The 13,146-nt window shown below is 67.9% G+C and carries 14 protein-coding genes; 12 read left to right on the plus strand and 2 right to left on the minus strand.

What is annotated here, in order from left to right:
- Positions 1 to 3: 3 nt before the first annotated feature.
- Positions 4 to 1,020, minus strand: a complete 1,017-nt coding sequence (locus ASF52_RS18055) for a DUF1624 domain-containing protein (protein WP_056174830.1) — start codon at positions 1,018 to 1,020, stop codon at positions 4 to 6.
- Between the two features lie 177 nt (positions 1,021 to 1,197).
- On the opposite strand from ASF52_RS18055, the gene ASF52_RS18060 reads away from it, so the two are divergent.
- From ASF52_RS18060 to ASF52_RS18095, 8 genes are all read left to right on the plus strand, one after another.
- Positions 1,198 to 1,815: a cold-shock protein gene (locus tag ASF52_RS18060; RefSeq protein ID WP_056174832.1), complete on the plus strand. Its 618-nt coding sequence runs from the start codon at positions 1,198 to 1,200 to the stop codon at positions 1,813 to 1,815.
- A gap of 100 nt (positions 1,816 to 1,915) precedes the next feature.
- The gene (locus ASF52_RS18065) at positions 1,916 to 2,383 is read left to right on the plus strand and encodes a DUF192 domain-containing protein (protein ID WP_244473866.1); all 468 of its coding nucleotides are present in this window, start codon (positions 1,916 to 1,918) and stop codon (positions 2,381 to 2,383) included.
- A 128-nt stretch (positions 2,384 to 2,511) separates the two neighbouring features.
- Complete coding sequence (locus tag ASF52_RS18070; RefSeq protein WP_082515386.1) at positions 2,512 to 3,018, plus strand: hypothetical protein; 507 nt, start codon at positions 2,512 to 2,514, stop codon at positions 3,016 to 3,018.
- Between the two features lie 108 nt (positions 3,019 to 3,126).
- On the plus strand, positions 3,127 to 3,963 hold the full coding sequence (locus ASF52_RS18075; RefSeq protein ID WP_056175091.1) for a dienelactone hydrolase family protein: 837 nt from the start codon (positions 3,127 to 3,129) through the stop codon (positions 3,961 to 3,963).
- 172 nt (positions 3,964 to 4,135) lie between these two features.
- The gene (locus ASF52_RS18080; RefSeq protein ID WP_056174838.1) at positions 4,136 to 4,603 is read left to right on the plus strand and encodes a response regulator; all 468 of its coding nucleotides are present in this window, start codon (positions 4,136 to 4,138) and stop codon (positions 4,601 to 4,603) included.
- 285 nt (positions 4,604 to 4,888) lie between these two features.
- Complete coding sequence (locus tag ASF52_RS18085) at positions 4,889 to 6,073, plus strand: poly(ethylene terephthalate) hydrolase family protein (protein WP_056174840.1); 1,185 nt, start codon at positions 4,889 to 4,891, stop codon at positions 6,071 to 6,073.
- A gap of 30 nt (positions 6,074 to 6,103) precedes the next feature.
- Complete coding sequence (locus tag ASF52_RS18090; protein WP_056175094.1) at positions 6,104 to 6,712, plus strand: glutathione S-transferase; 609 nt, start codon at positions 6,104 to 6,106, stop codon at positions 6,710 to 6,712.
- 76 nt (positions 6,713 to 6,788) lie between these two features.
- A complete protein-coding gene (locus tag ASF52_RS18095; RefSeq protein ID WP_056174841.1) occupies positions 6,789 to 6,989 on the plus strand; it encodes a hypothetical protein in 201 nt (66 codons plus the stop codon).
- A gap of 102 nt (positions 6,990 to 7,091) precedes the next feature.
- Here the strand turns inward: ASF52_RS18095 and ASF52_RS18100 are convergent, their stop codons facing one another.
- Positions 7,092 to 8,273, minus strand: a complete 1,182-nt coding sequence (locus ASF52_RS18100) for a hypothetical protein (RefSeq protein ID WP_056174843.1) — start codon at positions 8,271 to 8,273, stop codon at positions 7,092 to 7,094.
- Between the two features lie 208 nt (positions 8,274 to 8,481).
- Here ASF52_RS18100 and ASF52_RS18105 point away from each other — a divergent pair, with 208 nt between their 5' ends.
- The 4 genes from ASF52_RS18105 to hpnJ all read left to right on the plus strand — a co-directional run bounded on the left by ASF52_RS18105 (position 8,482) and on the right by hpnJ (position 12,949).
- Positions 8,482 to 9,582, plus strand: a complete 1,101-nt coding sequence (locus ASF52_RS18105) for a flippase-like domain-containing protein (protein ID WP_056174845.1) — start codon at positions 8,482 to 8,484, stop codon at positions 9,580 to 9,582.
- Positions 9,579 to 10,184, plus strand: coding sequence for an MlaC/ttg2D family ABC transporter substrate-binding protein (locus ASF52_RS18110; RefSeq protein WP_443136695.1), 606 nt, complete (start codon positions 9,579 to 9,581; stop codon positions 10,182 to 10,184). Before ASF52_RS18105 ends, ASF52_RS18110 begins: the two co-directional genes overlap by 4 nt.
- A 94-nt stretch (positions 10,185 to 10,278) precedes the next feature.
- Positions 10,279 to 11,457, plus strand: a complete 1,179-nt coding sequence (gene hpnI / locus ASF52_RS18115; RefSeq protein ID WP_056174847.1) for a bacteriohopanetetrol glucosamine biosynthesis glycosyltransferase HpnI — start codon at positions 10,279 to 10,281, stop codon at positions 11,455 to 11,457.
- 58 nt (positions 11,458 to 11,515) lie between these two features.
- Positions 11,516 to 12,949, plus strand: coding sequence for a hopanoid biosynthesis associated radical SAM protein HpnJ (hpnJ, locus tag ASF52_RS18120; protein WP_056094321.1), 1,434 nt, complete (start codon positions 11,516 to 11,518; stop codon positions 12,947 to 12,949).
- Positions 12,950 to 13,146 lie beyond the last annotated feature (197 nt).

Consider the following 13,146-nt stretch of genomic DNA (forward strand, 5'->3'; position numbering starts at 1 on the left):
GCGTCATGGCGCCGGGGCCGTGCCCTCGGCGGCTTCGTAGCAGCCCTGCGACAGGGCCTGCGCCCTCGCCCGCTCGGCGACCGTGAAGGTCCGCTGCGCCTGCGCCCATAAACCGTCGCGGCGGAACGCGCCGACGACGCAGCGCGCCGCGACCCGACAGGCCGCGGCCTCGCCCCCGGTCGCGACGCAGTTGCGGGCATAGACCGTCCGAAACTCCGCCTCACCGGCGCGCGGATGCGGCCCGGTGAGGGCGGCTATGCCGGAGAACAGGGCCAGCAGCACGGGCTGGTGGACGAGGTAGACGGCGAGGCTGTGTCGCCCCGCCCAGGCGGTCGCCCGCCCGGGCCCCCGCACGGCCCGCCAGCGGCCGAGGCGGGTCTTCGCCAGGCGCGGTCCGCCGAGGCGCCCGGCGACGATCCCCACGAGGACCAATCCGAACCACGGGAACAGCGGCACGTAGTCGTTGGTCTGCGGCAACGTCTTGCCGAGGCCGAGGAAGAACAGGACCGGGCTGTCGAGGGCGCTCCCGTCCGCCAAGCCCCACCCCGCAACACCGGGAGCCGCGATCACCAGGGCGGCGCAGACAGCCGTGACCACGGCCGGGGCGAACAGGAACGGCAGGGCGAGCACGCTGGCGACCGCGATGCAGTGCAGGATGCCGAAGAACACGTAGCTCCCGGGAAACAGCAGATAGGTGGCGACCGTGACGGCCAGCGCCGCCCCGCCGATGCTGGCGAATCGTGTCAGCACCGCCCGTCGCCGGATGCCGGTGCCATGGGCGAGCACGAGGCCCGCCCCGACGAGGATCAGGAAGCTGCCGGCGATGAGGTGGGCGGCGATCCGGCCGGGCGGCGTGAGCGCGTAATTCTCCGGGGTCAGCCGGAGGTACCCGAGATCCCAAGTGGCGTGGTAGGCCGCCATCGCCGCGAGCGCCAAGCCCCGGGCGACGTCGAGGGCGTCGATCCGCATCCGCGGGGGCGGAACGGGAGCCGCGTCGGAATCGGAAGGGGAGGGAGCCATGCCGCTCGCCGTACCATCGAACCGGCGCCCCCGCGATCCCCTGTGGCACCGGCACCCGCGTCCCGAACAATGCAACATGGATCAACCCGGCGGGTGATCAATTAGGCTTCCGGAAGGTGACGACTTCGTTAATCTCCCTTCCGGATCGCGTGGCGTGATTCGGGTGTGGGTTGCTGAATGTCGGACGATTTCGGGGCGGGCTCCTACGGGGGGCATTCGGCTGACACGCACGCGGATGCCCGCTCCGGCGAAGGCCTGGGTGGCGAGGTCCAGCGCCCCCTCGACCTCATCGAGGTCGCCGGCCGCATCAAGTGGTTCGACGTCGCCAAGGGCTTCGGCTTCATTGTTCCCGACGACGGGACGGCCGACGTGCTGCTGCACATCACCTGCCTGCGCCGCGACGGCCATCAATCCGCCAGCGAGGGCGCGCGCGTCGTCGTCGAGGCCACGGAGCGGCCGCGCGGCTGGCAGGCGTTCCGGGTGATCTCCCTCGATCAATCCACCGCCCTGCACCCGTCCGAACTGCCGATGCCGCGTACCCATGTGAGCGTCACGCCGACGAGCGGACTCGAGACGGCCGTAGTGAAGTGGTTCAACCGCCTGCGCGGCTTCGGCTTCCTCAGCCGAGGGGACGGCACGCCCGACATCTTCGTGCACATGGAGACGCTTCGTCGCTACGGCATCGCCGAACTCAAGCCCGGCGAGACCGTTCTCGTCCGCTACGGCGACGGCTCCAAGGGCAAGATGGCGGCGGAAGTCCGCTTTCCCGACGGTGTGCTGCCCGCCTCGCACTGACACCGCCCGCCACCGACGAACCTTCGATCGACGATCGTCCCACCGAAGATTTTGCCACCGAAGATTTTGCCACCGACGAATGAGTACCGCGTTGTCGAATATGCCCGCCTTCCTGCGTGCGCTCTGCGCCGTTCTGTTCCTCGGTTCGGGCCTTCAGGTCGTACCCGCGCAGGACGCGGCCTCCGGTCCGACCGAACCCCTCACCATCGCATCCCGGAACGGGCGCCACGCCTTCGCCGTGGAGGTGATGCGCACGGATGCCGACCGTTCGCGCGGACTGATGTATCGCCGCACCATGGCGCCGGACCACGGCATGCTGTTCGACTTCCAGGCCGTCGCCCCCGTGGCCATGTGGATGAAGAACACCTACCTGCCCCTCGATATGGTTTTCATCCGCCAGGATGGATCCGTTGCCCGCGTCGCGCAGAACACCGAACCGCTCTCGACCAAGGTCATTCCCTCCGGCGAGCCGGTCCTGTCCGTGCTTGAGCTCAATGCCGGCACCACCGCGCGGCTCGGCATCCACGCCGGTGACCGTGTCGAGCATCCCCTGTTCCGTAAACCCTGACGCCTCAATCGAACACAACAAGAACATCGCTTGACGCTCGATTCGATTCGAGCCAATGTTCCCTCATTGTTCTAAACGACGCGCCCATCACCGACCGGGTGATTCGCGTGGCGCCGATGGGGGACATCATGATCAGCCGGCATCTGGACGAGACCCGCGTCACCGCCGAAGCCCCGTTCGAGAACGCCGAATGGAGCGTTTCGCCGGAAGGACTGGAGCATCGCCCCAGCGGTTATTTCATCGCCCGCGATCTGCTCGGCATGCGTCGGGGCGACCTGTGGGAATGGCCGCTTCACCTTTCGGAAAAGAGCTGGTGCCGAGCCCTTCCGTTCCGTGAAGCGTTCCTCGCGGCGCTCAGCGCCTTCGAGATCCCCCGGGACGCGGGTCTCATTGCCTCCTTTGCGACCGGCTTCGGTCTGAAGGCCGGCCAGAGTCCCGCGAAAACAGCCGACGATTTCGTGGCCCTCGGCGATGTGCTCCGCCCCAAGGGCCGCAAGCAGGTGGATACGCGCAACAAGCAGGCGGATGCGCGCAAGCGGAGCGTTTCGCCCGAGATCCGCGGCGGGCACCGACGCAACGGTACGCCGGTGCCGTATCGCGCGGTCGAAGCCTCCCCCCAACGCGCCGCTTACTGAAGCACGTTGCTCTCCGGTCACTTGGCCCTAGATGGGGGTCGAGGACTGGAGAACAGCATGAAACAGGATCGCGCAGGCGGAACCGGCATTGCGAGCGGCCTCGAAGGCATGCTGACGCCGCCCTTCTCCCGGCGTGGCTTCGTGATGACGAGCCTGATCTCCGGGCTCACCCTCGCGACCACCGCCGTCGAGGCGCAGGTGATCCATACGGACGCAAGCGGTCTCGTGGCGGGCGAGGTCCAGATCCCCGCAGGCGACGGCCCGATGCCGGGCTATCGCGCCATGCCGGAAGGACAGGGACCGTTTCCGGTCATCCTCGTCATCGAGGAGATCTTCGGCGTCCACGATTACATCAAGGATATCTGCCGGCGCCTGGCAAAGGCCGGCTACTGTGCGGTGGCGCCCGAATTGTACGCGCGTCAGGGCGATCTCTCGACCATGACGGACGTCAAGGTGATCGTTCGGGACGTGATCTCGAAGACGCCCGACGCACAATGGATCGCTGATCTCGATGCCTCCGCCGCCTGGGCCGTCGCGGCGTCGAACGGCGACGCGTCACGACTCGCGACGATGGGCTGGTGTCGGGGTGGGCGCGGTGTCTGGCTCTACGCCGCCCATCGCCGCGACCTGAAGGCCGGTGTGGCCTGGTACGGCGCGCTCGGCGGTGAGCGTACGGCCCTGCAACCCCGCACGGCGGACGATGTCGCGGGAGAGATCAACGCGCCGATCCTCGCCCTCTACGGCGGCGCGGATACGGGGATTCCCGTCGCCTCCGCCGAGGCAGCGCGCGACAAGGCCCGGGCGGCGGGCAAATCCGTCGATCTCGTAGTCTACCCGGACGCCCCGCACGGCTTTCACGCCGATTACCGGCCAAGCTATCGCCGCGAGCCTGCGGAGGATGGATGGACGCGCGCTCTGGCGTTTTTCAAGGCGAGAGGCGTGTGACGACTGCAGAGGCTGTGCGACGTGATTGACGGGAAGTGCGGCACAGTTGCTGCATCGACCAAAAAAGCGCCCTGTTCGACGCCCGCAGGAACGACACATTCACCGGGTAGTTCACAGTTCTGGCAATACGAGGATCGGCCCGCCATCCTGGCTTGAAGAGCGTTCCGGACCCATGAGTGCTGCACCTCCGTCGGACGCACGCCCCGTCATCCTCGTCGTCGAGGACGAACCCGACGAGCGCTACCTCGCGGCCGAGATGCTGGAAGAGACCGGTTTCCGGGTGATCGAAGCCGAGACCGCCGAGCGCGCCCTGGCGATTCTCCAGGATCGCGGCAACGAAGTCAGCGTGGTGTTCTCGGATGTGCGGACTCCGGGTCCCATCGGGGGGTTCGAGTTGGCTCGTATCATCGGGGTCACCTGGCCTCGGGTGCGCGTGCTTCTCACGTCGGGCGACGCCGGCGACCAGCCGAGCGATCTGCGGATGTCCGCGACCTTCATTCCGAAACCATGGCGCGCCGAAGACATTCTCGCCTGGGTGCAGGAGGCGGCCGGTCGGTCCGCCGAGACGCAGACCGTGCCCGACGTCATCGGACTCGGCTGGCCCGAGACCAAGATCATCGTCGGTAAAGTGGAAACTTGAGGACATACGGATCGTCCGGGTCGGTGGCGTGAGGACAGATCCTCACTCGTGCATCGGATTCGAGGCGAGGCATCGCGGTTTACCGCCGGCCGTGACGATCTTCGGGTCTAGAATCGCCTGTCTAGATTTGCCCGATCCGGCTCGACGAGTTCGGATACCCCACCGAGTGCGGCGGGAATGCCGCACTCGGTGGGCGGTTTTTCCCCAGCGTCGCACGCATCCCGCGATCTGCTATGTCTCGACTAGCGGTCCGCTGCCGTTCCGAATTCGCCCGTCGAGCACGCCATGCGCCTGAATGTCCGCCCCGGCCTCATCGCCGCCTGCCTGTGCAGCCTTGCTGCCCTATCCAATCCCGCGTCGGCCGCTGCTCCGCCGGTGCAGCCGATGGAGGGGCCGGGCGGCGTCGGTGATCGCACGGCCACCATCGTCAAGCGGGCCCTCGGGCGGGCCAGCGCCGCGACGTTCGTCTTCCACAAGGCCGGGGCCGCGCCTGCCGAAGGGCGGCCCGTGGCCATCTTCCTCCACGCCTGGGGCGCACCGAACCCGCAGGCCTACGGCTCTTGGATCGATCACCTCGCTCGCGCCGGCTACCTCGTGGTGTTCCCACGCTTCCAGGAGATCAATCGGACGCGGCCGGCCGACGCTTCCGCCAATTCGGCCCGCCTGATCAAGTCTGCGCTGTCGGACCTCGCCGGCGATGCCGACGCCAAGCCGGACGAGAAGCGCATCGCCCTCATCGGCCATCTCGCCGGGGCACCCATCGCCGCCAACATCGCCGCCGACGCGGCCGGTCAGGGCCTCCCCACCCCGCGTCTCGTCTTCGCGATCATGCCGGGTGGCATCGCCAGCGACGCCAAGGCACGCGGCATCGTCCTGCATGATCTCTCGAAGATCGCGCCCGAAACCCTCGTGGTCACCGTGATCGGCGATCGCGATGCCCGCGCGGCGGATCTCGCGGCGCGTCGCCTCCTGCGGGAGGCGAGCGCCGTGACACCCGAGCGCAAGCTGTTCCTGCGCGCTCTGTCGGACGATCACGGATTCCCCGCCCTCACCGCGACCCTGGCCTCCCCGGCGGGTGCGGACGCCGCCTATGACGGCGGCGCCCTGAAGCTGCCCCCCGATCCGCCGCGCGACCCGAAGCAGCCGGCCCCTCCGTTCAAGTGGACGCCGGACATGGCCCTCACGGGCGAGCAGACCACCCTGGTCGCGCAGATCAACAATGCCCGTACGGACAGCCTGGACTATCTCGCGTACTGGAAGACCTTCGATCTTGCGGCCGCGGCGGCCTTCAACGGCGCCGATGCACAAACCTTGAAGAGCAACCCGCGGTTCAGCGACATGGAGCGTTGGGCCGACGGCTGGCCGGTCAAGCGTCTCGTCATGGAAACGCCGCGGCTGACACCACATCCGGCCCCCGTCGCCGCTCCGGCGGCAGCGGCGCGCGCCAAGCCGGCACCCCGCCGGCCCTGAGTCCCGCACGATCTCGCACCGGTGGCCTCGATGAAGCTCTTCCATTCGCATTTCTCGCCGTTCGTGCGGAAGGTCATGGTCGTCGCCCATGAACTCGGCCTCGCCGAGCGCATCGAACTCCTACCCAGTGCCGCACACCCGACGAAGCGGGACACCAATATCCTCGCGCTGCACCCCCTGGCCCAGGTCCCGACCCTGATCGCCGACGATGGTCACGCCATCGCCGACAGCCGCGTGATCTGCGAGTACCTCGATGCGCTGGGCGGCGGCATGTTCCCCGCGCCCGGCCCGGCACGGTGGTCGGCCCTCAACGACCAGTCCACGGCGGACGGCCTCCTCGATGCCGCGCTGCTCATCCGCTACGAACTGACCGTACGAGAGGAGGGCGAACGTTCGAGCGCGTGGATCGCCGGACAGACGGCCAAGATCGAGAGCGCGCTGGATACGTTCGAGGCCGGCGTCGCGGCCCTGGCCGACCGCATCGATATCGGCACCATCGCGGTCGCCTGCGCGCTGGGCTACCTCGATCTGCGCTTCCCGGATCTGGCTTGGCGCCGGCGCAGCCCGGCCCTCGCCGCCTGGTTCGAAGGCTTCGACGCGCGCGCGTCCATGCAGGCGACACGACCGCCGGTGGCCTGACCCCCGGCGTCACGGCACGGGGAGATCCTGGCGCAAGCCTTGCGACGCAGCATCCGGGTCCACCGGACGAATCGCCATGCCCGATTTCCTCGCCACCCTCCTGGCAGCCCTGGTGTTCTGCCTCGGCCTGATCGCGCTCAACGCCGTGACGCGGCTGGCCCTGCAGTGGCAGGTGGCGCCGACGGACCTCGCCGAGAACGGCATGCTGCAGTACGGGCTCGCCGCGGCCGCCGCCGTGACGGTCTGGTCGCGGACCGTCCGACCCCGGATCGCCTGACCCGTCCGATCGGGCGCACCCGAGCCGGTCGCCCGATCGCCGGTCGCTCGGGCGCGAGTTGGACGCGCGACGCGGTCGCACGTCCAACTCGAGTCGTCGATCCTAGAAGTAGGACTTCAAGGTCCCGCGGCGGCGCACGTCGAGGGTGGCGCAGTGGAACGAGCCGCCGAACGGGCCGTAGGACAGGAACGGCGCCGGGATCGGATCGAATCCCCAATCCTTGAGCGCCTTGATCAGCGTCGGCTGGCTCTGGTCGACGACGATCTTCTTCTCGTCGATGGCGAGCACGTTGATCGAGGTCCAGGGCGAGCACATGGAGATCTTGCTCATGAATCCCTCGACGGGATCGGGGCGCGGCGCGATCAGGATGTCCCACGTCTTGAGCACGGCCGGCAGCTTCTCGACGTCGATGTAGTCCGGGTTCACCAGCACCTTGCCGGGTGCGAGCGGCATGAACGAGGAGTCGATGTGCATCGGCTGCGGGCAGCGGCTCTCGATCTCGTGGATGCGGAAACCCGGACCGAGGTGGCGGCGCAGCCACTCGATACCCATGAGGTTGGTGACGTTGGAGCGGGTCACGAACAGGTCGCGGCCGCAGCGGACGAAGTCGGCGGCGTCGAACACCGGCTCGAACTCGTTCACGGTGAACTGCATCGGCTCGCCGGCCTTCAGGTTCGGCACCCGATAATCGTAGTTGTACAGTTCGTCGGTCAATTGCGGGCGGGGAGCCGAGGTCCAGCGCGCCCCATTGCGAAAATATTCCTTGAAGAGCGCCCGGTAGGCATCGCCCTCGAAGTAGCGCGAGCGCCAGCACATCGGGCTCTCGATGATCTCGTCGCCGATCACGAGGTACGGGTCGCGCGGACACGCGACGCAGAAGCCGCGCGAGGACCAGCGCGGCGCGCGGAACTTCTTCGAGAAGTCGATGCTGTCGGGGCGGCGGATCTTCACGCCCTCGCCGGCGAGGATCGAGATGAAGTTGTCGAGCTCCTGCTGGGCGAGCTTCTTCATGAACTTCGGATAGCGGAAGCCGGACGCGAAGCGGTAGAACGGCTGGGCGGCCCGCGGCAGGTTGAAGATCACAGTCAGGTGGTGTGTCGGAATGGTCGCACCGTCGAGGCTTCCGACGATGACCTCCTCCAGAGGGTCCCACTCGTTCCAGGCCATCACCGGCGAGGACGGCTTCGGCGTTCCCGGCATGCCGAGACCGGCGGTGGCATAGCGGTCGCCACGACCGTCCTGATCGACGGCCTCGCCCGTCGTGATGTGTGATTCGCGGTCCATGATCCGTACCCCTGTCGCGCGTCCTGCGGGTGATTTTCGGGGCTTCGCCCCCCTGCCGCTTTGGTCCGCACTGTGTCTATCGGGTGATAGACAACGGTTCCCAAAGCTGCAACTTCCGATGACGTTCATCGCTTCCGGCGGTCTTCTGACCCGGAAACACGGCGGGATTTCAGCAGAGATCGGCCGAACCGACGTCCGAAAGGGGACCATGAAGCGTTTGACGACCTTGGCCCTGATCGTTGGTCTCTGCACCGTCGTCGGTCTGTTCCTGTCCTCGGGCCTCGAAGACGTTGCGGCCGCCGTGGTCAGCGCCGGATGGGGCGCCCTCGTCGTCGTGCTCGCGCGCGCCGTGGCCGTCGCCTGGGCGGGCTTCGGCTGGTTCGTGATCTTCCCGCGCTTCGAACGCCCGTCCCTGCGCGACAGCGTTGTCCTTCGCTTCGTGCGCGAGGGCATCAACACCCTGCTGCCCGTGGCGCAGGTCGGGGGCGACTTCGTCGCCGCCCGGCTCCTGACCAAGCGTGGCGTCTCGGGGGGCGTCGCCGGGGCCAGCATGTTCGTCGATCTGATGACTCAGGCGGTCACGCAGTTCCTGTTCACCGTGGCCGGCGTCGCCCTGCTCGCCTGGCTCGCCGGAGACGGGCCCATCGTCCGCACCGTGGCCGGCGGCCTCGCCGTCGCCGCACCGGCGCTCGCCGCGTTCTATCTCATCCAGCGCCGCAGCGGTCACAAGGTGATCCAGGGGCTGGTCAGCCGCTTCGCCGGCTCGCGCGAGTGGCGCGCGCTCGGCGCCATCGACGTGCTCTACGATGCCCTGAAGCGTCTCTACGGAAATCACGGCCGGGTCGCGGGCGGCATCGGCATCCACCTCGTCGGCTGGCTCATCGGCACCATCGAGGTCTACGTCTGCCTGCATTTCATGGGCTATCCCGTGAGCTTCTTCGAAGCGGTGGTGATCGAGAGCCTGGCGCAGGCGGTGCGCGGCGCGGCTTTCGCCGTACCCGGGGCGCTGGGTGCTCAGGAGGGCGGCCTCATCGCCCTCTGCGCCATCTTCGGCATCCCGGCCGAGGCGGCACTGGCCCTCTCCCTCGTCAAGCGCCTCGCCGACCTCCTCGTCGGAGTTCCTGGCCTCCTCGCGTGGCACGCCCTCGAGGGCAAGGTCGGACCGGCTCCGGAGAGCGGCGAAGCGTTGCCGGCCCGTCACGCTCCGCCCCAGACCGCTCCCATGGGCGTTCCCTACGGCAACGATCGCGGCACCACGCTTCTGCGCCCCGTAGACGGCGAACTGGGGGAGCTGAAGAAGTGCGCATGATCCCCGTTCTCCGCGCCAGCCTCGTCGCCGCCCTGCTGTCGCTCGGCGCGCCCGCACAGGCGGCCGACGACTTGGCGGTGGGTGCCGTCCGCACCCTCTACGGCAGCTTCGAGAGCGCCCTCAAGGACGGCCCCGGCGACGTCCGCACCCGGGCCGCCGCCATCGGCCCGACGCTCACCGAACGCATGGATTTTCCCGCCATTGTGCGTGTCGCCGTCGGCCCGAAATGGAACGGATTCACCCCCGAGCAGCAGGGTGCCCTGACCGAAGCCTTCGCCCAGTATTTCATCGCCACCTACGCCACCCGACTTCGGCAGGCCGCCGGCGGGACCTTCACGGTGAAGCCCGAGAGCGAGGCGCGCGGCGCGAACCGGCTGGTCCAGAGCGAGGCCGCCAACGCCGATGGTGATTCGTCCCAGGTCGATTACCTCGTCGGACCGGGCAACCGCATCCAGGACGTCTATCTCAACGGCAACGTCAGCGAGGTCGCATCCCTGCGCGGCAGCTTCGCCGACCCCCTCAAGGCGGGCGGTGCCGACGGGCTGCTGAAATTCCTACGCGAACGCACGGCCGGCATGCTCACCGTCAAACCGGCGCCTTAGAGTCCGGCCACAGCCGGTCTCACCACCGACGTCCCGATCTTCGCGCCGCCCCCTCGCGGCACTCTCACGAGCCCCGTGACCGAGCGATGCCCCCATGGAATTGATCTGGCTCTCGCACCTGTTGCTGCTACTCGCGCTCGCGGGCTGCCTCTACGGTCTGACCGCCGCGGCTCTCGCCGGCCGGTTCGCCCGGCGCCCGGCGCCCGTCCTCGTGGGCGCGGCGCCGTCGGTGACGATCCTCAAGCCGCTCTGCGGCATGGAGCCGAACCTCTACGAGAACCTCGAGACTTTCTGCCAGCAGGCCTATGCCGGCCCCGTGCAGGTGGTGTTCGGCGTCCAGAATGCCGCCGACCCAGCCATCCCCGTGGTGCGCCGCCTGGCGCAAGCCTATCCTGCCCTGCGCCTCGACCTCGTCGTCGACGCGCGCCAGCACGGCTCCAACCGTAAGGTCTCGAACCTCATCAACATGTCGGGCGAGATCGCCCATAGCGTGGTGGTGCTGGCCGACAGCGACATGGTGGTGAAGCCGGATTACCTCGCCCGCATCGTCGCCGAGCTGGGCCAGCCCGGCGTCAACGGCGTCACCTGCCTCTATCACGGCGTGCCGGCCCACCGGGGCATCTGGGCCCACCTGTCGGCACTGGCCATCGACGTGCAGTTCCTGCCCAACGTGGTGATGGGCACCTCCCTCGGGCTCGCGAAGCCCTGCTTCGGCTCCACCATCGCCTTCACGGCGAAGGCGCTCGCCGAGATCGGCGGGTTCGAGGCGTTCCGGGACGATCTCGCCGACGATTACGCCATCGGCGAAGCCCTGCGGGCCGGCGGCGGCCTCGTGGCGATCCCGACCTTCACCATCGGCCACACCTGCGTCGACACCGATCTCTCCGGCCTGTGGAGCCACGAGCTCCGCTGGAATCGCACCATCCGCAACGTCGACCCGGCGGGCTACGCCGGCTCCATCGTCACCCACGCCTTCCCGCTCGCCCTCATGGGCGCGCTGATCCCGGGGGCGGGCACCAACGCCCTGGTGGTCGCCGCCCTGGCGCTCGCATGCCGCATCGTCCTGTGCGTGCGCCTCGAGCGGGCCTTCGGTCTCGCGTCGCACCCGTACTGGCTGTTGCCGATCCGCGACATCCTCTCGTTCATGAACTTCGCCTGGAGCTTCGTCTCGGGTGCGGTGACATGGAAGGGCCACGATTATCGGGTGGTTGCGGATGGCACACTGATCCCCGAGCGAAGCCTCGGCCACGATGCTGGTGCATCCTCGCTCTGATCTTCGCTTCTAGCTTCCCGCCCGCCCCCGTTCCTTTCTCGCTGAGGCCTTGAACCCCATGCGCACCCTCTTCCTGCAGGCTCCCACCTTCGACGGCTTCGACGGCGGCGCCGGCTCCCGCTACCAGGCCAAGCGCGAGATCAAGTCGTTCTGGTACCCGACCTGGCTCGCCCAGCCGGCGGCTCTGGTGCCGAACTCGAAGCTCATCGACGCGCCGCCGCACAACATCAAGCTCGCCGAGATCGTGGCTCAGGCCAACGACTTCGACCTCGTGGTGCTCCACACCTCGGTGCCGTCGTTCAAGTCCGACGTGAAGACCGTCGAGGCGCTGAAAGCCGCCAACCCGAAGCTCATCGCCGGCCTCATCGGCGCCAAGGTCGCGGTCGACGCCGCCGGTGCCATGGCCCAGGCCCCGTGCATCGATTTCTGCGCCCGCAACGAGTTCGACTTCACCGTCAAGGAAGTCGCCGACGGCACCCCGATGTCGGAGATCAAGGGCCTGTCCTACAGGGACGCCAACGGTGTCGTGATCCACAACGTCGATCGCGAGATCATGACGGACATGGATCAGCTGCCCTTCGTCACGAGCGTGTACAAGCGCGACCTGCAGATGGAGAAGTACTTCATCGGGTACCTGAAGCACCCCTACATCTCGTTCTATTCCGGCCGTGGCTGCAAGAGCCGCTGCACCTTCTGCCTCTGGCCGCAGACCGTCGGCGGCCACACCTACCGCACCCGCTCGGTCGCGCACGTGATCGAGGAGATCAAGTACTGCCTGAAGGAGTTCCCGCAGACGAAGGAGTTCTTCTTCGACGACGACACCTTCACCGACAATCTTCCTCGTGCTGAAGAAATCGCGCGCGAATTGGGCAAGTTGGGCGTGACCTGGTCGTGCAACGCCAAGGCGAACGTGCCGCGCGAGACCCTGAAGGTCCTCAAGGAGAACGGCCTGCGTCTGCTCCTCGTCGGCTACGAGTCCGGCAACCAGCAGATCCTGAACAACATCAAGAAGGGCATGCGCGTCGAGGTGGCCGAGAAGTTCACCAAGGATTGCCACGACCTCGGCATCGCCATCCACGGCACCTTCATCGTCGGTCTGCCCGGCGAGACCCGCGAGACGATCCAGGAGACCATCGCGTTCGCCAAGCGCATCAACCCGCACACCATCCAGGCGTCCCTGGCCGCCCCCTACCCGGGTACCTTCCTGTACAAGCAGGCGGTGGAGAACGGCTGGCTCGACATCGCCAATGCTGAGCTCGTCGACGAGAACGGCGTGCAGATCGCGCCGCTGCACTACCCCCACCTGTCGCATTCCGAGATCTTCGCGGCGGTGGAGGAGTTCTACCGGAAGTTCTACTTCCGCGCTCCGAAGATCGCCTCCATCGTCTCCGAGATGGTCCGCTCGCCCGACATGATGAAGCGCCGCCTGCGCGAGGGCGTCGAGTTCTACCGCTTCCTCAAGGAGCGTCAGGGCACCGCCAAGGCCGCCTGAGCATCCGCGACGGCGGACACCACGACGGCCGGGCGTTTCGCCCGGCCGTTCTCGTTTCCAGGCTCTGCTTCAGTCGATCGCCGCCGGGTGAGATATGGGAAACCGGTTTCCCACTCGCGCCGCGTGCTCTAGACGCTTGGCCCGGCGGACCCGGTCGCGCGACGCTCATACGGGCGCGGTCAGCGACGAGAGGGCCT

The sequence above is a fragment of the Methylobacterium sp. Leaf112 genome, assembly GCF_001423295.1.
Lineage (GTDB): Bacteria > Pseudomonadota > Alphaproteobacteria > Rhizobiales > Beijerinckiaceae > Methylobacterium.